This window comes from Bradyrhizobium sp. CCBAU 11430, assembly GCF_028128855.1.
In the GTDB taxonomy this organism is placed as follows: Bacteria; Pseudomonadota; Alphaproteobacteria; order Rhizobiales; family Xanthobacteraceae; genus Bradyrhizobium; species Bradyrhizobium ottawaense.
Window position 1 is genome coordinate 167,091 of record NZ_LBJV01000074.1, and the last position, 22,987, is coordinate 190,077.

16 protein-coding genes are annotated in these 22,987 nt (G+C 65.9%); 14 read left to right on the forward strand and 2 right to left on the reverse strand.

The features are described 5' to 3' along the window. Positions 1 to 63: 63 nt before the first annotated feature. From XI04_RS37565 to XI04_RS37625, 13 genes are all read left to right on the forward strand, one after another. Entirely contained in the window at positions 64 to 627 is a 564-nt protein-coding gene (locus XI04_RS37565; protein WP_240536380.1) for a PAS domain-containing protein, read from the forward strand. Continuing rightward, positions 605 to 1,909, forward strand: a complete 1,305-nt coding sequence (locus tag XI04_RS37570; RefSeq protein ID WP_271609363.1) for a methyl-accepting chemotaxis protein — start codon at positions 605 to 607, stop codon at positions 1,907 to 1,909. The genes XI04_RS37565 and XI04_RS37570 overlap by 23 nt, the downstream gene beginning before the upstream one ends. Positions 1,910 to 2,185: 276 nt before the next feature. Continuing rightward, complete coding sequence (locus XI04_RS37575) at positions 2,186 to 5,455, forward strand: transglutaminase family protein (protein WP_038971567.1); 3,270 nt, start codon at positions 2,186 to 2,188, stop codon at positions 5,453 to 5,455. A 27-nt stretch (positions 5,456 to 5,482) separates the two neighbouring features. Then, complete coding sequence (locus tag XI04_RS37580; protein WP_038947775.1) at positions 5,483 to 8,005, forward strand: circularly permuted type 2 ATP-grasp protein; 2,523 nt, start codon at positions 5,483 to 5,485, stop codon at positions 8,003 to 8,005. After that, entirely contained in the window at positions 8,002 to 8,880 is an 879-nt protein-coding gene (locus XI04_RS37585; RefSeq protein WP_212476214.1) for a transglutaminase family protein, read from the forward strand. The genes XI04_RS37580 and XI04_RS37585 overlap by 4 nt, the downstream gene beginning before the upstream one ends. 215 nt (positions 8,881 to 9,095) lie before the next feature. Then, the gene (locus XI04_RS37590) at positions 9,096 to 9,923 is read left to right on the forward strand and encodes a hypothetical protein (RefSeq protein WP_028143234.1); all 828 of its coding nucleotides are present in this window, start codon (positions 9,096 to 9,098) and stop codon (positions 9,921 to 9,923) included. Between the two features lie 105 nt (positions 9,924 to 10,028). Further along, complete coding sequence (locus tag XI04_RS37595; protein WP_271623914.1) at positions 10,029 to 10,919, forward strand: alpha/beta fold hydrolase; 891 nt, start codon at positions 10,029 to 10,031, stop codon at positions 10,917 to 10,919. Between the two features lie 136 nt (positions 10,920 to 11,055). After that, on the forward strand, positions 11,056 to 11,682 hold the full coding sequence (gene folE, locus XI04_RS37600; RefSeq protein WP_028143232.1) for a GTP cyclohydrolase I FolE: 627 nt from the start codon (positions 11,056 to 11,058) through the stop codon (positions 11,680 to 11,682). Positions 11,683 to 11,709: 27 nt separating this feature from the next. Then, a complete protein-coding gene (locus tag XI04_RS37605) occupies positions 11,710 to 13,233 on the forward strand; it encodes an FAD-dependent oxidoreductase (protein ID WP_271609364.1) in 1,524 nt (507 codons plus the stop codon). Between the two features lie 128 nt (positions 13,234 to 13,361). Then, entirely contained in the window at positions 13,362 to 13,937 is a 576-nt protein-coding gene (locus XI04_RS37610) for an HdeD family acid-resistance protein (protein WP_026201537.1), read from the forward strand. A 111-nt stretch (positions 13,938 to 14,048) separates the two neighbouring features. Next, positions 14,049 to 15,260 (forward strand): ABC transporter substrate-binding protein, encoded by a 1,212-nt coding sequence (locus XI04_RS37615; RefSeq protein ID WP_271609365.1) that lies wholly within the window; start codon positions 14,049 to 14,051, stop codon positions 15,258 to 15,260. Between the two features lie 174 nt (positions 15,261 to 15,434). Then, a complete protein-coding gene (locus XI04_RS37620) occupies positions 15,435 to 16,649 on the forward strand; it encodes an acyl-CoA dehydrogenase family protein (protein WP_271609366.1) in 1,215 nt (404 codons plus the stop codon). A gap of 139 nt (positions 16,650 to 16,788) precedes the next feature. Then, the gene (locus tag XI04_RS37625; RefSeq protein WP_271609367.1) at positions 16,789 to 17,751 is read left to right on the forward strand and encodes an alpha/beta fold hydrolase; all 963 of its coding nucleotides are present in this window, start codon (positions 16,789 to 16,791) and stop codon (positions 17,749 to 17,751) included. 105 nt (positions 17,752 to 17,856) lie between these two features. Here XI04_RS37625 and XI04_RS37630 read toward each other — a convergent pair whose 3' ends face one another. Beyond that, positions 17,857 to 19,209 (reverse strand): epoxide hydrolase family protein, encoded by a 1,353-nt coding sequence (locus XI04_RS37630; RefSeq protein ID WP_271609368.1) that lies wholly within the window; start codon positions 19,207 to 19,209, stop codon positions 17,857 to 17,859. A 334-nt stretch (positions 19,210 to 19,543) separates the two neighbouring features. Continuing rightward, positions 19,544 to 21,283, reverse strand: coding sequence for a methyl-accepting chemotaxis protein (locus tag XI04_RS37635; RefSeq protein WP_038947784.1), 1,740 nt, complete (start codon positions 21,281 to 21,283; stop codon positions 19,544 to 19,546). Between the two features lie 222 nt (positions 21,284 to 21,505). Between XI04_RS37635 and XI04_RS37640 the strand changes: the two genes are divergently transcribed. Next, positions 21,506 to 22,888, forward strand: coding sequence for an ethanolamine ammonia-lyase subunit EutB (locus XI04_RS37640; protein WP_212476226.1), 1,383 nt, complete (start codon positions 21,506 to 21,508; stop codon positions 22,886 to 22,888). Positions 22,889 to 22,987: the final 99 nt, after the last annotated feature.

A 22,987-nucleotide genomic window follows, 5' to 3' on the forward strand; every position in this document is an offset into this window, starting at 1 on the left:
GGTTTCTTCGCTGGGGATCCGCGGCTTACACCTGATTAACACTGTTGCCGTAGACAGGGGGCGATGCGGCTCCACAGCGTGGTGGGCCGGCCTTTAAGGATCGAACCGATGCAAGCGATACGTCCCACGGGGGTGGAAAATCTCCTCGGTGAGGAGGAGCTGATTGTATCGAAGACCGATCTCAAAGGCCGCATCACCTACGCCAATGACGTCTTTCTCCGCATGGCGAAATACCCCTGGAAGCAGCTGATGGGCGCGCCCCACAGCCTGATCCGCCATCCCGACATGCCGCGCTGCGTCTTCAAGCTGCTGTGGGATACGCTCCAGGCCAAGCAGGAAATCTTCGCCTACGTCGTCAATCTCGCGGGAGATGGCACCCACTATTGGGTGTTCGCCCATGTCACCCCGACGCTCGACGATCACGGCAACATCATCGGCTATCATTCCAATCGACGCAGGCCCGATCCGGCGCCGGTCGAGAAAATCAAACCGATCTACAAGGCGCTCTGCGCGGAAGAGGCGCGCCACGCCAATGCCAAGGACGGCATGCGTGCGAGCTTCGAAATGATGGTCGGTCTGCTCAAGCAAAACGGTGTCGGTTACGATGAATTTGTGCTCTCTCTCTAAGGCGCAGGGAGCGACCGCAGTCGCGTGCCTTCTCGCCAGCATCGCGTTCGTCCTCTCGCTGCTCGGCTGGACCGGAATCATCAGTGCAGCGCCGCTCGGCGCGGCGATCCTGCTGCTCGGCTACGCGCTCTGGTGTCAGCATCGCACGGCGGTGGCCGTCGATGAGGTCGCCGATGTCTGCCGCAAGGCGGCGCGCGGCGATCTCGAGGCGCGGATCCTGAGCGAGCGCCAGGCCGGCCGGATCGGCGCCATCCAGAAGTCGGTCAACGACATGCTCGACATCGCCGACGCCTTCGTCCGCGAGGCTTCGGCATCGATGGACTATGCCAGCCGCGGCAAGTATTTCCGCAAGATCCTCGCGCGCGGATTGCCCGGCTCGTTCCGCCGCTCGGCCACCGTCATCAATGCCGGCACCGACAGCCTCGGTCGCCGCGTGGTCGAGATCGCCGGCCTCGCAAAGCAGTTCGGCACGCATCTCGACGAAGTCGCGGGCAGCCTGATGAGCGCCGCAACCGACCTCGAATCCGATGCCGGCCAGATGGCGGCAGCGGCGGAGACGACGAACCGCCAGACCTCCGGCATGCGCAGTGCGTCCGATCAGGCGTCGAACAACGTTGCGACAGTGGCGAGCGCCGCGGAACAGCTCGCATCCTCGATCGCCGAGATCAGCCGCCAGGTGGCCGGCTCGACCACGAGCACCGGGCGCGCCGTCGACGAAGCCAATCGTGCCGGCAGCGAGATTCGCAGCCTCGCGGATGCCGCGCTGCGGATCGGCGACGTCGTCAAGCTGATCAGCGAAATTGCCGAGCAGACCAACCTTTTGGCCCTCAACGCCACGATCGAGGCGGCGCGGGCAGGCGAGGCCGGCCGCGGCTTCGCCGTCGTGGCCTCCGAGGTCAAGAGCCTCGCCAACCAGACCGCCAAGGCCACCGAGGAGATCAGCGCCAAGGTCGGCGAGATGCAGCAATCGACCACCAACTCGGTCGCAGCCGTCGAGGCGATTGCGCAGACCATCGCAGAGATCGACGGTATCACCGCAAGCATCGCTGCCTCGATCGAGCAGCAAGGCACCGCGACCCGCGAGATCGCCCGCAACGTCCAGGAAGCATCAGTCGGCACCTCGCAAGTGTCCTCCAACGTGTCAGGCATCAGCGAAGCCGCCGCCGATACGGGGCGCGTCGCCAGCCGCGTCAACAGCGCCTCCGAACGCGTCCACGGCGAAGTCGAGACGCTCCGGCGCGAGGTGACGCAGTTCTTGCAGCGGCTGACGTCGGCGGCGTAGGGCCGCGTGAAGAGGGTAATTGCGTGGCCCCACAAGAGGTCGTCATGCCCGGGCTTGTCCCGGGCATCCACGTTCTTTGATACTGCAGCGAAGGGCGTGGATGGCCGGGACAAGCCCGGCCATGACGCCGGAAGGTTCAGAGCGCCAAACTCCGACATCGTAGTTCGCCCGCCGGGCTGACGGGATACTTCCTAGGCACGCTCTGCCCGTTGTTAGTGCTTGATCGCGCTGACATCAGGTGTTCTGCTCAAAAAAGCTGCTGGAGCATCGCACCCCGTGTCGATCTACGTCGCATTACACCACGTCACGCACTACAAATACGATCGCCCGATCGACGTCGGCCCGCAGACCATCCGCCTGCGGCCGGCGCCGCATACGCGCACGCCGATCATGAGCTATTCGCTCAAGGTCACGCCATCAAACCATTTCGTGAACTGGCAGCAGGATCCGCAAGGCAACTGGCTCGCCCGCTACGTCTTCCCGGAGAAGACGACCGAATTGAAGATCGAGGTCGACTTCACGGCGCAGATGACCGTGGTCAACCCGTTCGACTTCTTCGTCGAGCCCTATGCCGACAGCTTTCCGTTCGACTATCCGAACGACCTGAAGACCGAACTGGCGCCTTATCTGGAGACCATCAAGCCCGATCGCCTGTTTGCGAAATATCTCGATTCGATCCCGCAGGACGCTCCGAACACCGTCAACTTCCTGGTTGAGCTCAATCGCGAACTTCAGAAGAAGGTCCGCTACATCATCCGCATGGAGCCGGGCGTGCAGACGCCGGAGGAGACGCTCGCCTCGGGCGCCGGATCCTGCCGCGACTCCGCCTGGCTCCTGATCCAGACCTTCCGGCATCTGGGGCTCGCGGCGCGGTTCGTCTCCGGCTACCTCATCCAGATCCGCCCCGACATTGATCCGATCGAGGGACCGCCGGAAGTGGAGAACGACTTCACCGACCTGCACGCCTGGGCCGAGGTCTATCTGCCCGGCGCCGGCTGGATCGGTTTCGACGCGACCTCCGGCATGCTCGCGGGCGAGGGCCACATCCCGGTCGCCGCCACGCCGCATTACCGCTCGGCTGCGCCGATTTCCGGCAGCGCCGGCTTTGCCGAGGTCGAGTTCGCCTTCGACATGAGCGTGCGCCGCATCCGCGAGGCGCCGCGCATCACCAAGCCTTTCTCCGACGAATCCTGGGCGCGGCTCAACGATCTCGGCGAGCAGGTCGACGGCGATCTCGCCGCGCAGGACGTGCGGCTCACCATGGGGGGCGAGCCCACCTTCGTCTCGGTCGACGATCTCGAAGCTGCGGAGTGGAACACGGAGGCCGTCGGCCCGACCAAGCGCGCGCTGGGCGACGATCTGATCCGCCGCCTGCGCACGCGCTTCGCGTCCGGCGGCCTTCTGCATTACGGCCAGGGCAAATGGTATCCGGGCGAGAGCCTGCCGCGCTGGGCGTTTGGCCTGTACTGGCGCAAGGACGGGGTGCCGATCTGGAAGAATGCCGACCTGATCGCCAGGATCGGGAATCCGCGGCGCGCCGAGACGAAGGATGCTGAGGCCTTCATGGAGGGTACGGTGGCACGGCTCGGGCTCGATCCCGGCTACATCATCCCGGCTTACGAGGACACTGCCTACTGGCTCCAGAAGGAAGCCGAGTTGCCCGTCAACGTCGATCCGTCCGACTCCAAATTGTCCGATCCGGAAGCGCGCGCGCGGATGGCGCGCGTGTTCGAGCAGGGCCTCAACACGCCGCGCGGCTTCGTGCTGCCGGTGCAGCGCTGGAACGCGCCGCCGCGCTGGCGCAGCGAGCGTTGGGCTCTCCGGCGCAATCATCTGTTCCTGATGCCCGGCGATTCGCCTCTCGGCCTGCGCTTGCCGCTCGGCTCGCTCGGCTACGTCCCGCCCAATCAATATCCCTACATTATCGAGCGGGATCCGATGGAGGCGCGCGGCAAGCTGCCGGTGTTCAGCCTTCCGGCGCGCCCGGAATCGCCGCCGCGGGTCGAGCCCGAGCATCTCAACACGTCTGTTCCGGTGCGTACTGCGCTGTCGATCGAAGTCCGCGACGGCGTGCTCTGCGCCTTCATGCCGCCGGTCGAGCGGATCGAAGACTATCTCGAGCTGATCGCGGCGCTCGAAGCCACGGCGGAAGAGATGCAGCTCCAGGTCCATGTCGAGGGCTATCCGCCGCCCTTCGATCCGCGGGTCGAGGTCATCAAGGTGACGCCCGATCCCGGCGTGATCGAGGTCAACGTCCAGCCGGCAAGGAATTGGCGTGAGGCGGTCGACATCACCGTCGGGCTCTATGAGGATGCCGCCAAGATTCGCCTCGGTGCCAACCGCTTCCTGGTGGACGGCCGCCACACCGGCACCGGCGGGGGCAACCACGTCGTGGTCGGCGGCTCCTCGCCGCAGGACTCGCCGTTCCTGCGCCGGCCTGATCTGCTCAAGAGTCTGGTCTTGCACTGGCAGCGGCATCCGTCGCTGTCCTATTTCTTCTCCGGCCTGTTCATCGGCCCGACCAGCCAGGCGCCGCGCATCGACGAAGCCCGCCACGACAGCATCTACGAACTCGAGATCGCGCTCGCGCACGTGCCGCCACCGGGCACCCAGACGCCGCTATGGCTGGTCGACCGGCTGTTCCGGCATCTGCTCGTCGACATCACCGGCAACACCCATCGCGCCGAGATCTGCATCGACAAGCTCTATTCGCCGGAGGGCTCGACCGGCCGGCTCGGCCTCGTCGAATTCCGCGCGCTCGAGATGCCGCCCGATCCGCGCATGTCGCTGGCACAGCAGCTCTTGATCCGCGCGCTGATCGCGAAGATGTGGCGCGAGCCGCAGGCCGGCAAGTTCGTGCGCTGGGGCACGGCGCTGCATGACCGCTTCATGCTGCCGCATTTCATCTGGGAGGATTTTCTCGACGTTCTCACCGAGCTGAAGCAGTTCGGCTATCCGTTCGAGCCGGAATGGTATCTGGCCCAGCTCGAATTCCGCTTCCCCGCGTTCGGCCGCGTCCATCATGGCGGCGTGACGCTGGAGCTGCGTCAGGCGCTGGAGCCCTGGCACGTGCTGGGCGAGGAGGGCTCGGCCGGCGGCACCGTGCGCTATGTCGATTCATCGGTCGAGCGGCTTCAGGTCAAGGCGGAGGGTTTTGTCGAGGGCCGCCACATCGTCACCTGCAACGGCCGCCGCCTGCCGATGACCTCGACCGGCCGCTCCGCCGAGGCCGTGGCCGGGGTCCGCTTCAAGGCCTGGCAGCCGGCCTCCGGCCTGCACCCGACCATTCCGGTGCATGCGCCCCTGACCTTTGATCTCATTGATACCTGGAACGGCCGCTCGATCGGCGGCTGCGTCTACCACGTCGCCCATCCCGGCGGCCGCAGCTACGACACCAAGCCGGTCAACACCTACGAGGCCGAGGCGCGGCGGCTGGCGCGTTTCCAGGACCACGGCCATACGCCGGGGCCGGTCCAGCCGCCGCCCGAGGAACGCACAAATGAGTTTCCGCTGACCCTCGACTTGCGGACCCCGCTCCTGCAATGAGTATGATGGTGGGGCAGGGAGAGGCGCATGAGCGAGGGCGCAGCCGAGCAGGACAAGGCGGGTAGGGCGCAAGGCCAGCGTGAGGGCCAGCGCCGCTTTGCCCAATGGGTCCGCGACTATCGCCGCTTGCCTGGCATCCCCGACGAGTTCCTGGGCCCCGACGGCGCCCCGCGTGCGGTCTGGAGCCGCTTCTTCGATGCCTTCGGCGCGCTCGCGCCCGACGAGATCGAGCGTCGCTTCGGCATGGCCGACCGCCATCTGCGCGAGGCCGGCGTCACCTACCGTGCGCCCGGCGACAGCGCCGACCGGCCGTGGTCGATCAGCCATCTGCCGCTCCTGATCGACGAGGCCGACTGGCAGCAGCTTTGCGCCGGCATCACCCAGCGCGCCGAGCTGCTCGAACTGGTGCTGCGCGACATCTATGGCGAGGGCCGGCTGGTCGCGGAAGGCGCGCTGCCGGCGGCCGCGATTGCCGGCAGTCCCGAATATCTCCGCCCCGTCTGCGGCGTGCCGCCGCCGGGCGGGCGCTATCTGTCGATCTATGCCGCCGACGTCGGCCGCGGACCCGACGGCCGCTGGTGGGTGCTCGGCGACCGCACCCAGGCGCCGTCGGGGGCGGGCTACGCGCTGGAGAACCGTCTGGTGCTCTCGCGCGCCTTCTCCGACCTCTACAAGTCGATGAATGTGCCGCGCGTCGCGCCGTTCTTCGAGGCGTTTCGCGACAGCCTGCGCGCGCGCGCCGACCGCGACGAGCCCCGGATCGGCGTGCTCACCCCCGGCAGCTTCAGCGAGACCTATTTCGAGCATGCGACGTTGGCGCGCTATCTCGGCTTCCTCTTGGTCGAGGGCGACGATCTCGCGGTCAGCGACAACCGCGTCCACATCCGAACCGTCGCCGGGCTGAAGCGGCTCGACGTGCTCTTGCGCCGGGTCGATTCCAATTCGCTCGATCCGCTCGAGCTCGATGCCTCCTCGCATCTCGGCGTGCCCGGCCTGATCGACGTGCTGCGCAAGGACGGCGTCGTCGTCGCCAACATGCCGGGCTCGGGCGTGCTGGAGGCGCGGGCGCTGCTCGGCTTCCTGCCGGCGCTCAGCCGCCGCCTGCTCGGCGAAGAGCTGAAGATGCCGCACATCGCGACCTGGTGGTGCGGCCAGCGCAGCGCGCGCGAGGAGGTGCTGTCGCGGCTCGACGAGGTCGCGATCGAAGGCGCCTACCGGCGCGGCGTGCCCGGTTTCGACAGCGCGGGACCGGTGCTCGCGAGCGAGCTGGATGCGAGCGACCGCCAGCGCCTGATCGACGCCATCGCCGCACGCGGCATGGATTATGTCGGCCAGGAGGTGGTGCGGCTGTCGACCATGCCGGTGTGGGAGCAGGGCCAGATCACGCCGCGGCCCTTCGTGCTGCGCGTGTTCGCGGCGGCGACGCCCGACGGCTGGGCCATCATGCCCGGCGGCTTCTGCCGCATCGCCGAGCAGCCGGATGCGCGCGCGGTGTCGATGGGCGACGGCGCGCGCGCGGCCGACGTCTGGGTGGTCTCCGACAAGCAGGTCTCGACCGCGACGCTGCTGCCGGCGACCGACAAGGTCCGCATCCGCCGCATCGCCGGCGTGCTGCCGAGCCGCGCCGCCGACAATCTGTTCTGGCTCGGCCGCTATCTCGAACGCGCCGAGGCGACGCTGCGGCTGGTGCGCGCTTTGGGCTCGCCGAGCGGGCCCAACAAGGGCACCGCGGCCTCGCTGCAATCTGGCGAACGCATCCAGCGCCTGCTGGTGGCCTGGGGCGCGATCTCGCAGACCTCGCGCGCCGCGCCCGGGCGGATCACCGCCGAAGCGTTGCAGAGCGCGGAACGTTTCGGCTCGGCGCTGTCGCTGGTGCGCGCGGCGCAGCGCACGGCGACCTCCTTGCGCGAGCGGCTGTCGCCCGATGCCTGGCAGGTCATCACCGAGATGGCCGAGCGCCTAGCCTACCAGGTCGAGGGCGACGACGGCGTGCTGAGCGCGGCCGAGCTGACCTTGCAGGAACTCGCGAGCCTCGCAGGGCTGGCGCAGGAGAACATGAACCGCGCCGCCGGCTGGCGCTTTCTCGACATCGGCCGCCGCACCGAGCGCGCCATCAACACCACGCGCTTCACCCGCCAGTTCGCCTATGACGAGGCCGGCGATGAGGATCTCGACATCCTGCTGACGCTGGTGGATTGCCAGATCACCTATCGCTCGCGCTATCTGCTGGCGCCGATCCTGGCGCCGGTGCGCGACCTTGCCGTGCTCGACGGCTACAATCCACGTTCGGTGGCGTTCCAGGTGACGACGCTGAACGAGCACATCGCCGCGCTGCCGAGCCTGAAGGAGCACGGCCTGATCGAGAAGCCGCAGCGCCTTGCGGTGGCGATGCAGGCGATGCTGGCGACCGCGGAGGCCGAGAAGCTCGAGGTCAAGACGCTGTTCGCGCTGGAGCAGGACCTGCTCAGCCTCGCCGAGGCTATCGGTCAGCACTACTTCCCGCACGGCCCCAATGCCGCCCGGCCGGAAAAGCTGACGGGGCTGGCGTGATCTACGACATCCGTCACGTCACCACCTACGAGTACGAGAATCCGGTCAGCTTCGCCCGCTGCACGCTGCGGCTGGAGCCGAGGAGCGGCGGCGGCCAGGAGCTGATCTCGCACAAGGTCGATATCCGCCCGCGTCCCGCCGAGCGCCACGTCCGGCGCGATTTCTTCGGCACTCTGACGGAGAGTGTGGTGATCGAAGCGGCGCATCGCAATTTGCGGATCGACTCGCGTTCGCGTGTCTCCGTGTCACGTAAGCCGCCGACGCGCGATGCGGGCAGCCCGAGCTGGGAGAGCATCCGCGACATCGCCTTCGAGGCGACCAGCCTGGGGCCGTCCTCGCCGGTCGGTTATGTCTTCGCGAGCCCGCTGGTGCCGGTGCTGCGTCCGGTCAGCGCCTATGCGGGGATGAGCTTCGCGCCGGGCGCGGGCATCCTCGAGGGCGCGGTCGATCTCATGCATCGCATCCGCGCCGAGTTTCGCTACGACCCCAAGGCGACGGTGATCTCGACGCCGCTGGACGAGGTCTTCGACAAGCGACACGGCGTCTGCCAGGACTTTGCCCATGTGATGATCGCAGGGCTGCGCGGGCTCGGTCTGCCGGCGGCCTATGTCAGCGGCTACCTACGCACCATTCCGCCGCCGGGCCAGGCCCGCCTGCAAGGCGCCGATGCCACCCATGCCTGGGTGTCGCTGTGGTGCGGGGCGGAGCTTGGCTGGGTCGATTTCGACCCGACCAACGATCTGCTGATTGCCAACGACCATATCGTGCTTGCGGTCGGGCGCGACTTTTCGGACGTCTCGCCGGTCGACGGCATCATCGTCGGCTCGCCGAAGCAGAAGCTCGGCGTCGCCGTGGACGTGGTGATGGTGGAATAAACGCGGCCTCGTCGGCCGGGCTCGCCGCCGGGGTGTGCCGCGCCTTCACCGCAACCGCGATCTTGCATAGCACAACGGTAACATATTTCCGTAATCGCGTTCCCGGGGGTTTGGTCACTCGGCCCAAGATGGGCTATGCTGGGTCGTTGCGTCGAGGACAAGAACGAGACTTCGGGAGCTGACATGGTACACCACCGACACGCGGGGCTGCATCCATGATGACGTTGCCGAGACTGGCGGCTGAATCCCTGGAGAAGCTGCTGGGTACGTTTATGCGGCGTCGGTACGGCGAGACCGCTGCAAGCATGGTCGAGAGCGCAACCCGCACCGCGATGGAATGCATCGGTAACAGCGATGCCCTTTACCATAATATCGAACATACGATGCTGGTGACGCTGGCGGGCCATTCGATCCTCAGTGGCCGAAATCTCCATACCCACCTGACGGCCGAGGACTACGTCCATGTCCTGATCGCCTGCCTCGCCCACGATATCGGCTATGTCCGCGGGCTGTTCGAGGAGGATGACATCGACGGCTTCGTCATCGATGCCGCCGACACCAAGATCTCGTTGCCGCGTGGTGCCTCCGACGCCAGCTTGATGATGTATCACGTCGACCGCTCGAAGCTCTATGTCTCGCGGCGGCTGCAGCACATTCCCGGTCTCGATCCTGAACGCATCGCCCGCGCTATCGAGGGAACGCGCTTTCCGGCCCAGGAAGGCCATGAGTATGACGTCGATGCCTCGATCCTGCGCGCTGCCGATTTCATCGGCCAGCTCGGCGATCCCAACTATCTGCGCAAGGCCAACGCGCTCTATTACGAGTTCGAGGAAGTCGGCATCAATCGCCAGCTCGGCTACGATTCACCGGCCGACATCGTGAACCGCTATCCACAATTCTATTGGAACAGCGTCGCACCGCACATCCAGACCGAGATCGGTTACCTCAACAAGACCGAGATCGGCCGGCAATGGATCGCCAACCTCTACAGCAATGTCTTCCGCGCCGAGCGCGACATCTCGCTATCAGGCCCGCAGAGATAGCCCTATAGCCCGGATAAGCGTAGCGACATCCGTGGCCGGCCGCGCCAGATTCCGGATATCACTTCGCTCATCCGGCCTACGACCGCACAACTCCGTGAGCAAATCATGCAACAAAAAACCGTCACCACGGACATCCTCGACATCGCCTATCGCGAATACGGTGCGCCCGACGGCTGGCCCTGCATCATGGGCCACGGCTTTCCCTATGACGTGAACGCCTATGCCGAGACCGCGCCGATCATTGCCGAAGCCGGCGCGCGGGTGCTGGTGCCCTGGTTGCGTGGCTACGGGCCGACGCGGTTTCGCTTCGCGGACACGCCGCGCTCCGGCGAGCAGGCGGCGCTCGGCGCGGATCTGCTGGCCTTCATGGACGCGCTCGGCATCAAGCGTGCCGTCGTCGGCGGCTATGACTGGGGCGGGCGCGCGGCCTGCGTGGTCTCTGCGCTCTATCCGGAGCGCGTGGTCGGCCTCGTCTCCGGCAACTCCTACAACATCCAGAACATCGCCCGCGCCATGGAGCCGGCCTCGCCGCCGGAAGAGGCGGCACTCTGGTATCAATATCTCTTTCACAACGAGCGCGGCCGCCGCGCGCTGGAGCGCAACCGGCGTGGCTTTGCCCGCCAGTTCTGGGCGATGTGGTCGCCGAAATGGGCGTTCGACGACACGACGTTCGAACGGAGCGCGGTGTCGTTCGACAATCCTGACTTCGTCGATGTCGTGATCCACTCCTACCGCCACCGCTACGCGCTGGTCGCGGGCGACCCCGCCTATGCCGCGATCGAGGCGAAGCTCGCGGGCCAACCGCCGATCCGCGTCCCGACCATCGCGATCGACGGCGACAGCGACGGCGTCAATCCCGGCACCGCTCATCACGCGCGCAAGTTCGAGGGCCCATTCGAGCGGCGTGTCTTCGCCGATGCCGGCCATAACCTGCCGCAGGAGCGGCCGGCCGAATGGGCGCAGGCGGTGGTCGAGGTCCGGAAAGCGGCCTCATAAAGGTCGTTTCTCGCCCGGCCAGCCGGCTTGTCTGCCATCCCTCCGATTTTTCCTGATCCTGGGAACCTTTTGCGACTGCAGCCGTCCAAGCTGAGGAGCCGCTTCTGTATGCGGCGCGTTGCAGGGGAGGATCTCGATGAAGTCACAAGTGCGCAAGCTGGAACGTGTCGCGGTGGCGCAGGCGCCGGTCGAACGGCCTGACAGGCCGGAGGTCGAGCAGGCGATCCGAACCATGATCCGTTGGGCCGGTGACGATCCCGCGCGCGACGGTCTGCGTGACACGCCGGACCGGGTCGCACGTGCCTTCGAAGAGTATTTTTCCGGCTATGCGCAGGATCCGACGGAAATCCTGCAAAAGACCTTCGAGGAGATCGAAGGCTATGACGAGATGATCGTGCTGCGCGGCGTTCGCTTCGAGAGCCATTGCGAGCACCACATAGCGCCGATCGTCGGCCGCGCCTGGGTCGCCTATATCCCGCAGGGCCGTGTCGTCGGCATCAGCAAGCTTGCGCGCGTGGTGGACATCTACGCGAAGCGCCTCCAGATCCAGGAGAAGATGACCGCGCAGATCGCCAATACCATCAACGACGTGCTCAAGCCTGAAGGCGTCGGCGTCATCATCAAGGCGACGCATCACTGCATGACGACGCGCGGCGCGCACAAGCCCGGGACCGATCTCGTCACCAGCCGCATGCTGGGCGTATTCCGTGACAATGCGCTGACGCGCCAGGAACTGTTGGGGCTCGCCAATTCGGACGATTGACCCGCGACTGCTCAAGGAGACGGCGCCATGACCGAGAACAACAAGCCGAGCGGACCCGACCTGAGCAAAGGCGTGTCGCTGACCGCGTTCAGGGATGGCAAACTGCTCGGTCATGTCGGCGAGGAGGACGTCCTGCTGGTGCAGGCCGGCAGCGAGATCTTTGCGATCGAGCCGGCCTGCAGCCATTACCACGGGCCGCTCGCCGAGGGCCTGGTGGTGGGAGACACCATCCGCTGCCCCTGGCATCACGCCTGCTTCTCCTTGCGCACGGGCGAAGCCACCCGCCCGCCGGCCCTGAACGCGCTGGCGGTGTGGGAGGTCGCGCGCGATCGGGACGACATCATCGTTCGGCGCAAGCGCGAGGCGCCAAAGCCGTCGACCGCTCATCGCAACGCGCCGACACCGGAGAAATTCGTCATCGTCGGCGGCGGCCCAGCCGGCTTCGCGGCCGCCGAGACGCTCCGGCGCGAGGGCTTTGCCGGCGCCATCACCATGCTCAGCGATGACGGCGCGATGCCGGTCGACCGGCCCAACCTCTCCAAGGATTATCTCGCGGGCAACGCACCGGAGGATTGGCTGCCGCTGCGGGGTCAGGACTATTATCAGGACGCGGGCATCGATCTCAGGCTCAACACCGACGTCTCCGCCATCGATGCGAAGACGCGCAACGTCACGCTCGGCAATGGCGACAGGCTTCCGTTCGACCGGCTGCTGCTCGCGACCGGCGCCGAGCCCGTCAAACTGCAGATCCCGGGCGCCGACCAGCCGCATGTCCACACCTTGCGCTCCGTCGCCGACAGCCGCGCCATCATCAAGGCCGCGGAGAGTGCCAGGCGCGCTTTGGTAATCGGCGCCAGTTTCATCGGCCTCGAAGTCGCGGCGTCCTTGCGGGCACGCAAGATCGAGGTGCACGTGGTCGCGCCGGAAGAGCGGCCGATGCAGAAGGTGCTCGGCTCCGAGATGGGCGACTTCGTGCGGTCGCTCCATGAAGAGAACGGCGTGATCTTTCATCTCAAGGACACAGTCGAAAAGCTCGACGGCACCCGCGCCACGCTGAAGAGTGGAGCTGTCATCGAAGCCGACCTCGTCGTGGTCGGCATCGGCGTCAAGCCGCGCCTTGCGCTGGCCGAGCACGCCGGGCTTGCGGCGGATCGCGGTGTCAGCGTGAGCGAATATCTCGAGACCAGTGTCGCCGGCATTTTCGCGGCCGGCGACATCGCGCGCTGGCCCGATCCGCATTCCCGGCAAACCATCCGCGTCGAACATTGGGTCGTTGCCGAACGCCAGGGCCAGACCGCGGCGCGCAACATGCTCGGCAAGCGCGAGCGCTTCGACGCGGTGCCGTTCTTCTGGTCGCAACACTACGACGTGCCGATCAACTATGTCGGCCACGCCGAGAGCTTTGACGAGATCGCGATCGACGGCAGCATCGGAGGCAAGGACTGCCTGTTGAAGTACCGCAAGGACGGCCGCGTGCTGGCGGTTGCGTCGATCTACCGCGATCTCGACAACCTCAAGGCCGAGCTCGAGATGGAGCGGTCGCGCGGCTGACGCGCCGCAGTCGATCTTGATTTGCGTCAATGTTACTGCCGGTACGGGTGCTCTGCTGGCTGTCGTCCCGGCACGATGCGTGCTATTCTGGCGCGCGCCCCCGGGCTACGCAAGCAGGAGTGGCCGTCATGACCAGTGCTTCGGACACGTCACATCACCCAAGTCTCGGCTCCGGCATCGCGGCGCTGCATGCCAAATGGGGCTGGATCGTCGCGCTCGGCGTCGTCTATCTCATCGCCGGCTTCATTGCGCTCGGCAGCATGGTGATGGCGACGGTGGCGAGCGTGATCGTGGTCGGCGCCATGATGATCGTCGCGGGCGTCACCGAGATCATCGGCGCGTTCCAGATGAAGAGCTGGGGCAAGTTCCTGATCTGGGCCTTGCTCGGCGTGCTCTACGTGATCGCGGGCTTCCTGACCTTCGAGAATCCGCTGTTCGCGGCGGTCCTGCTGACGTTGTTTCTCGGCGCCTCGCTGATCGCCTCGGGCGCCGTCAGGCTGTTTCTCGCCTTCAGCATGAAGCGCGAGAGCCCGTGGGTCTGGGTGGCGCTGTCGGCCGTCATCACGCTGCTGCTCGGCCTGCTGATCGTCGCGCGCTGGCCGGTGAACAGCGTCTATATCCTCGGCCTGTTCCTCGGTATCGATCTGATCATGGCGGGAGCGGGCTGGATCAGCCTGGGCTTCAGCTTGAAGCGGCGCGGCTGAGCCATCAGCAACTCGACGCAAGACCATCTTGCGGAACTCCGCTGATCTGACGCGCTGACAAAAGCAGCACGCCGCGCGGCCGCCTCGCGCGGAGATCACCGGGGAGAAACCATGAAAGCCGCCTTGGCCCTGGCCGCAGCGCTCGCTGCCGCCTGCCTGTCCACATCCGTCTCCGCGCAAAAATCCTACGGTCCGGGCGTCAGCGACACCGAGATCAAGATCGGCAACACCATGCCCTATAGCGGGCCGGCCTCGCCGCTCAGCATCACGGGCAAGGTGATCGCGGCCTATTTCGACGAGGTCAACGAGAAGGGCGGGGTTGGCGGCCGCAAGCTCAATTTGATCTCGCTGGACGATGCGTTCTCGCCGCCCAAGACCATGGAGGCGGCGCGGCGGCTCGTCGAAGGCGACGGCGTCGCCTTCATCTTCGCGACCATGGGCACGGCGCCGAGCTCGGCGATCGCAAAATATCTCAACAGCAACAAGGTGCCGCAGCTCTTTCTGATCAGCTCGGCCTCGAAATGGAACGATCCGGCCAACATGCCCTGGTCGATGGCGCTGCCCTGGGCGCCGAACTACACCAGCGAGGCCGCGATCGACGTCGCCTATGCCCGCGCCAAGAACCCGAACGCGCGCTTCGCCGTGCTCTACCAGAACGACGATGCCGGCAAGGAATATCTTCGCGGCGTCAAGGAGGCGCTCGGCGCCGACGCCGACAAGGCGATCGCGATGGCCTCGAGCTTCGAGGTCGCGGATCCCACCGTCGATTCCCAGGTGCTGACGCTAGCGAACACCAAGGCCGACGTCTTCATGATCTATTCGGTGACGCCGCGCGCCTGCGCGCAGGCGATCAGGAAAGCCCACGAGGTCGGCTGGCAGCCGACGCGCTTCCTCGCCTCCGGCTGCGCCAACAAGGCGACCGTGATGGTCCCTGCGGGTCTCGAGGCCGGCAAGGGCGTGCTCTCGCTCGGCGCGCTCAAGCCGTTCGACGAGACGCCGAAGGACGATCCGGCGATGACGGCCTATATCGACTTCATGAAGAAGCGCCTGCCCAATGCCGACGTCAACAACGTCGCCGGCCTCTACGGCTACACCGTCGCCGAGGCATTGGTGGTGCTGCTGAAGCAGTGCAAGGACAATCTGACGCGCGAGAACATCATGGCGCAGGCGGCGAACCTGAAGAGCGTGCCGCTGTCGCTGCTGATGCCCGGCATCACGCTCAATACCACGCCGCAGGATTTCCGCCCGATCAAGGACGGCTACATGCTGCAGTTCGACGGCAACGACTGGGTGGTGGCGAGTGAGCTGCTGAAGGGGACGTGAGGAGCAGCCGCAGAGACGGTGCACCCTCTCCCCTTGTGGGAGAGGGTGGATTCGCGAAGCGAAGCCGGGTGAGGGGTCTATCTCCGCGCACTCCTCTAACAATGGCATTCGCTGAAACAACCCCTCATCCGGCGCTTCGCGCCACCTTCTCCCACAAGGGAAGAGGAGAACCCAATGGACTTTCAACACTCCGCCCGTTCGCTGGAGCTCCAGGAGCGCGTCCGGCAGTTCATGCGGACACATGTCGAGCCGGTCGAGGAGCTCTATTACGAGCAGGTGAAGCCGGAGGCCGCGCGCTACAGGACGCCGGCCGTCCTGCAGGACCTGAAGCGGCTGGCGCGGGAGCAGGGGCTCTGGAACCTGTTCTTGTCGGGCGAGCACGGCCCCGGTCTCACCAATCTCGAATATGCGCCGGTGAAGGAGATCATGGGCCGCATCCTCTGGGCACCCGAGGTCTTCAATTGCTCCGCGCCCGATGTCGGTAACATGGAGGTGCTCGCAAACTACGGCACCAGGGCGCAGCAGGAGCGCTGGCTGAAGCCGCTGCTGGAGGGCCGCATCCGCTCCGGCTTCTCGATGACCGAGCCGCAGGTCGCCTCCAGCGATGCCACCAACATCCAGTGCGCCATCATGCGCGATGGGGACGATTACGTCATCAACGGCCGCAAATGGTTCACATCAGGCGCGATGAACGAGGATTGCGAGATCCTGATCGTGATGGGCAAGACCGCGCCCGACGATCCCGACCGTCACCGCCAGCAATCCATGATCCTGGTGCCCAGGAACACGCCGGGCGTGCGCATCGTCCGCGATATGTTGACCTACGGCTATGACGACGCGCCGGTCGGCCATCCCGAGATCGTCTACGAGAACGTCCGCGTGCCCGCGGAAAACATGCTGCTCGGCGAGGGCCGCGGCTTCGAGATCGCGCAGGGGCGGCTCGGGCCCGGCCGCATCCACCATTGCATGCGGCTGATCGGCTGCGCCCAGCGCGCGCTCGAATTGATGTGCCAGCGATCAGTCTCCCGCGTGGCCTTCGGCAGGCCGCTTGCCGAGCAGGGCTCGGTGCGCGAGGACATCGCAAACTCGTTCTGTGAGATCGCGCAGGCGCGGCTCTTGACGCTGCAAGCCGCCGACAAGATGGACCGCGAAGGCAACAAGGCCGCGCGCGACCTGATCGCGGCGGCCAAGATCGTGGTGCCCAGCATGGCCGCCCGTGTCATGGACCGCGCCATCCAGATCCACGGCGCCGCCGGCGTCTCGCAGGACACGTTCCTGGCGCGTGCTTACGTCTACGCCCGCTTCATCCGCATCGGCGACGGGCCGGACCAGGTGCATCTGGCTGCTGTCGGCAAGGAGCTAATCAAGCGCGGCGGGGTGATGGGATAGGCAGACAGTTTCTCCGGGACTGGCCCAATGCGCGGAAGTATCTGGTCATAGGTAGCATGGTATGCTTGGATGACGGGATCACTTCAATGCGTGCATTGCCGACGTTGTTGCGCTCGGCACAAGAGCGAGCAGGTCAACAATGTGCAGTTTCGCCCCGAGCCGCCGGACGTCCGGCGCGCGATCCATCGCGGCAATCTTCGCCTCTATCCTGACGATCCTGATCATCTGCAGCGGCCCATCCGCGCTTGCCGCCGTGGAGCCCTTTCCCGCGGATTTCAAAATCCAGCGCATCTCGGTCAACGGCGTCACCCTGCATGTCCGCGTTGGCGGACAGGGACCGGCGGTCGTGCTCCTGCACGGCTTCGGCGACACCGGAGACATGTGGGCGCCGCTCGCCAAGGCACTCTACAAGGACCACACCGTGATCGTTCCGGACCTGCGCGGTATGGGGCTTTCGTCGCAACCCGCAGCCGGTTACGACAAGAAAAACCAGGGCGTCGACATCGCCATGGTCATGGACAAGCTCAACGTCCAGAAAGCCGATCTGGTGACGCACGACATCGGCAACATGGTGGGCTATGCGCTCGCGGCGCAATATCCCGACCGCATCACCAAATGGGTCGTCATCGACGCGCCGCTGCCCGGCATCGGTCCCTGGGACGAAATCCTGAAAAGCCCCATGCTGTGGCATTTCAACTTCCGCGGCCCTGACGTCGACCGCCTGGTCAAGGGCCGCGAGCGCATCTATCTCGACCGGTTCTACAATGAGCTGTCGGCCGACCCCAAGGCAATCGACGAAGCGACCCGCAACCATTATGCGAAACTCTACGCCCGGCCAGGCAACATGCATTACGCCTTCGAGCAGTTCGCAGCGTTCGGGAAAGACGCCAAGGACAACAAGGTTTTTGCCGGCACCAAGTTGAACATGCCGATCCTCGCCCTTGGCGCTGAAAAGTCCTTTGGCGATCAGCAGGCCGCGATCATGCGCGAAGTCGGCACGAAGGTTGACGGTGGTATCGTCACCGGCTCCGGACATTGGATCATGGAAGAGCAGCCGGCGCAGACCGTGAGCAAGGTGCGTGCTTTCCTCGACGGGAAATGACGGCGAGCTGATTGGCTTCTATCGGCGGCCTGTCCAGCCGAACTGCGATGATGCAGCGGACGCCCGTCGTCCGCTGCATCATGCGCGCCAAAGCGCAGGAGTGCGTCAGCTCGCGCGCCGAAGCGGCCTGAATGCGGCGCGCAGCTCCGCGGAGAAAAGCTCAGGCTGCTCCCAGGCCGCAAAATGACCGCCTTTGTCGACCTCATGGAAGTAGGTCAGGTTGCGATAGGCGCGCCGGGCCCAGGTCTCCGGGGCTTGATAGCTCTCGCCGGGAAAGACGGTGATGGCCACGGGAAGCGAGATCTCCGCGGTCTTCTCGGGGGCGGCGAGAGCCGGACTGCGCCCGCTGTATTCCCAGTAAAGTCGCGCCGACGAAACCGCGCTGTTCGTCAGCCAGTAGAGCGTGATGTCGTCCAGCACCTCGTCGCGGGACTTCTCGGGGTCGGTGCCATCGTAATTCCAATGCGAGAACCCTGGATGACCGAGCATCCAGGCTGCCAGCCCCGCAGGAGAATCCGTCAAGCCGTAGCCGACCGTCTGCGGCCTCGTTCCCATCATCACCGCATACGACCGGTTGCCCATCCTGGCAGCCGCGCTGAATGCTTCGAACGCGGTGCGTTCCTTCTCGGACAGTCCCGCCGGGGCAGGCCCGCCGGCGGCGAGGATCGCGGCGATGTCGGGCGGGACGATCGCCGGCAAGTTGATGTGAATGCCGAGCAAGCCTGCCGGCGCCAGCCGCGCCATCGCGCTGGAGACGGGCGAACCCCAATCGCCGCCCTGGGCGACGTAATGGGTGTAACCCAGCCGCTTCATGAGATCTGCCCAGATGCGCGCGGTGTGCTCGGGGCCCCAGCCGGTATCGCGCGGCTTGCCGGAGAATCCGTAGCCGGGCATCGAGGGGATCACCACGTCGAACGCGTCCTCAGGCCGTCCGCCATGGGCCGTTGGATCCGTGAGCGGATCGATCACCTTGAGCTGCTCGAACACCGATCCCGGCCAGCCATGGGTGATCACGACAGGGAGCGCATTGGGATGTCTGGAGCGGACATGGATGAAATGAATGTCGATCCCGTCGATAGCAGTGACGAATTGCGGAAGCGCGTTCATCTTTGCTTCGATCTTCCGCCAGTCGTAGCCCGTGCCCCAATAGTGCACGAGCGACTGGAGCTTCGCCAGCGGGATGCCCTGCGACTGATCGGAAACGGTCTCGCGGTCGGGCCAGCGTGTCGCCAGCACACGACGGCGGAGCTCGACGAGATCCTGCTCGGGAATGTCGATACGGAACGGGCGAATGACGCTCTCGTCGGCCGCCAGCGCGCCGTGAACGGAAAACACGCTCGCGGAGATCGCCGCTGCAATTCCAATCGCAGCGGTGCCGAGAAGCGCGCGTCGATCTCTGTCGATGATGATTGCGGATTTGGATGACGAATTGGATGGCAAATTGGATGACATGGGCATCGGAGTGCCTCCTGGCTTCAGGCGATCGGCGCCTGCGGGGCAGGACACTCCTTCGTCTGGCTCTGCAACATGGCGTGGAGGCCGGCCGATAGCTCGTTAGGCGTTGTTAGATGCTGTGAGCCGTCGCCGGCGTGGCGAAGGGCACAAGCTCAGCATCGCTGTCCATTTCCGCTTGGGAACGACTTCGAAAAATCAGCAGTCATCGTGCAGGCCGCGCCAGGCCATTGATAGTGCTGACCCCGTCTACTGTGCATGGGGTTGTTTTCGCACTTTTGTCTGGAGCAGGCTCGCCGCGGCCCCTGCAGCGGCGGACGCGCCAATCATCCGGCCTTGATCATCCCGCTCTGGCGATGCGGCCGTCCGCCGATCCCGCGCGCAAATTCTGGAAAAACTTCTCCACCTCGCGCGACAGCGTGTCCGCGGTCTCGGTCAGGCTGCCCGCCGCCGTCAACACCGAGGATGCGGCGGTATCGGTCTCGCCGATGGCGTCGCGCAGCGAGGTGATGTTTGCGACCAGCGTCTCGTTGCCCTGCGCCGCGCTTTGCGCGTTGGACGAGATCTCGCGCGTGGCGGCGTCCTGCTGGCCGATGGCGCCGGCGATTGCGGAGGTGACCTCGTTGATCTCGCGCACCGCGCCGCCGATCTCGCGCACGGCATCGACCGCGTTGCGGGTCGAGGCCTGGATCATCGAGACGTTCTCGCTGATCTCCGCGGTGGCCTTGGCGGTCTGGCCCGCGAGCGTCTTCACTTCATGAGCGACCACGGCAAAGCCGCGGCCGGCGTCGCCGGCGCGCGCGGCCTCGATGGTCGCGTTCAGCGCCAGCAGATTGGTCTGCTCGGCGATGGCCTGGATCAGATTGAGCACGCCGTCGATGCGTTGCGTCGCCGCGGCGAGGCTCTCGATCTCGGAGATCGACTTCTCGGTGCGCTGGCCGGTCTGCTCGACCGCGCCGGCGCTCTGCCGCACCTGGCGGCCGATCTCGACGACCGAGGCCGACAGTTCCTCGGCCGCGCCGGCCACCGCCGTGACGTTGTGCGAGGCCTGCTCGGTGGCATTGGCCGCCGTGCCGGCGCGGCTGGAGGCATCCGCGGTGACGCGCGTGATGGTCTGCGCGGTCTCGCGCATGACCGAGGCGTTGTCGCTGAGGCCGCGCATGATCGCGCCGATCGCCCCGCGAAACTCCTCGACGGACTGTTCGATGTGGCGCGCGCGCTCCTCGCGCGCGGCGGAGCCCTGCGAGACCTGCGCGGCGAGGTTGCGGTTGCGGCCCATGGCCTCCTGGAAGACCTGGATCGCGCGTGCCAGCGCGCCGATCTCGTCGGCGCGGTCGGAGTGCGGCACCACGACATCCTCGGTGCCGTCGGCGACCTGCTTGATGGTCGCGGTGATCGCGGCGAGCGGCCGGGCGACCGAGCGGGCGATGATGACGATGCCGATCACGACCAGGGCCAGCGCCACGCCGCCGAGGCAGGTCAGGACGAAGGAGAGGGTGCGATTGGTCTCCGTCTCGCGCGCGATCTGTTTGGCGCGCTCGGCATAGACCTTGGACAGCGCCTCGAGATCCTTGTTCAGCGCCGAGCGCACGGTGCGGTTGGCATCGTTGTCGCCCCATTCGCGGCCCGCGGCCGCATTGATCTCGACGCCGCGGCGCACCAGTTCCTTGCGGAACTCGACGAACTGCTCGATGCGCTTCTTGAAGGTGGCGAATTGCTCGGCATCGTCGGCTTTGACGATGGTCTCCCAGCGCTTCACGACGTCGAGGATCTGGGCGTTGAACTTGAGCAGGCCCTCGCCGTATTTCTTCACCACGGCGGGCTCGGTCGACATGTAGACGCCGCGCGATTCCATCACGACCGCATAGACCAGCGAGTTGACGCGCTCGACGTTCAGAGCTGCGGCGTTCGCCGTCTCGATCGCGCTGGTCAGGTCGGCGCCGCGGCGGCTGTTGTAGTCGGACAGCATCGCGATCGCAGCCGTCAGCAGCGCGAACAGCGCGAAGATCGCATAGAGCTTGGTGGCAAGCGTGAAACGGCCAGCCAGCTTGGCGGCATTCCCAGATCGGTCTGATGTCATGGTGTTCAGGGGCCCGGAATGGCCTGAAGCGGCCGGTGAGCGGGGTGGTTCGAATTTGATGCAAAACTATGCAGAACGAAGATGGATGCGGCGTTAACACGGCCGTTGGCTGCCTCCGTCCTTGGTCGTAGGAAAGGCAAGTTATTTCAGCGTCTTGATCCGAAGGTAGAGTTTCAGGATAGTCTTAGGTCGGCCACCGGCCGACGCACCCCGGAGAGACCCTTGGTCTACCGCCATACCATCGACGCAACGACCCACACCTTCCCGGACCTGCGCGACCTCCTTGCCAGGGCGACGCCGCCGCGCTCCGGCGACCGGCTGGCCGGGATCGCCGCCGACACCGCCGAGCAGATGATCGCGGCGCGGATGGCGCTCGCCGACGTCCCGCTCGGCCAATTCCTGCAGGAAGCCGTGATTCCCTACGAGGCCGACGAGGTCACCCGCCTCGTCATCGACAGCCATGACGCGAAGGCCTTCGCGCCGGTGGCGTCGCTGACGGTTGGTGCCTTCCGCGACTGGCTGCTGTCGGATGCCGCAACGCCCGAAATCCTGCGCAAGCTGGCGGGCGGCATCACCCCGGAGATGGCAGCCGCAGTGTCGAAGCTGATGCGCAATCAGGATCTGATCCTGGCGGCGCGGAAATGCGAGGTCACCACCGCCTTCCGCAACACCATCGGCCTGAAGGGGCGGATGAGCACGCGGCTGCAGCCCAACCATCCCTTCGACGATGCCAGGGGTATCACCGCCTCGATCCTCGACGGCATTCTGCTGGGTGCCGGCGATGCCTGCATCGGCATCAATCCCGCGAGCGACGATCCGGCCGTCATCGCGCAATTGCTGCGACTGCTCGACGAGATCATCACGCGGCTGAAGATCCCGACGCAAGCTTGCGTGCTGACCCATGTCACGACGACGCTGGCGCTGATCGGGCAGGGCGCGCCGGTCGACCTTGTCTTCCAGTCGGTCGCCGGCACCGAGGCCGCCAATCGCAGTTTCGGCATCGACCTTGCGCTTCTGAAGGAGGCGCAGCAGGCCGGGTTGTCGCAGGGGCGCGGCACGGTCGGGCAGAACGTGATGTATTTCGAGACCGGCCAGGGCTCGGCGCTGTCGGCGGGCGCCCACCACGGCGTCGACCAGCAGACCTGCGAGGCGCGCGCCTATGCGGTCGCCCGCGCCTTTGCCCCGCTGCTGGTCAACAGCGTGGTCGGCTTCATCGGCCCGGAATATCTCTATGATGGCAAGGAAATCATCCGCGCCGGGCTGGAGGATCATTTCTGCGGCAAATTGCTCGGCCTGCCGCTCGGGATCGACATCTGCTACACCAATCACGCCGAGGCGGACCAGGACGACATGGACAATCTGCTGACGCTGCTCGCAGCCGCCGGCGTCACCTTCATCATGGGTGTCCCCGGCGCCGACGACGTCATGTTGAACTACCAGTCGACGTCTTTTCACGACGCGCTCTATGTCCGGGACGTCTTCGGTCTGCGCCGCGCGCCGGAATTCGACGACTGGCTGGTGCAGGCAGGGATTACTGGCGCCGATTTCCGTCTTGCCGGCGATGCAGGCCTGCTGCCCGATTTTGCCTCGCGGCTGATCGCCTGAGGCTGGAAGCTCCCTAAGGCCTTCAGGAAACCATTGGTCCCTCTCCGAATTATGCTTGTGCCACAATATTGAGAAATTCCGGCGACGGCATTACGCTAT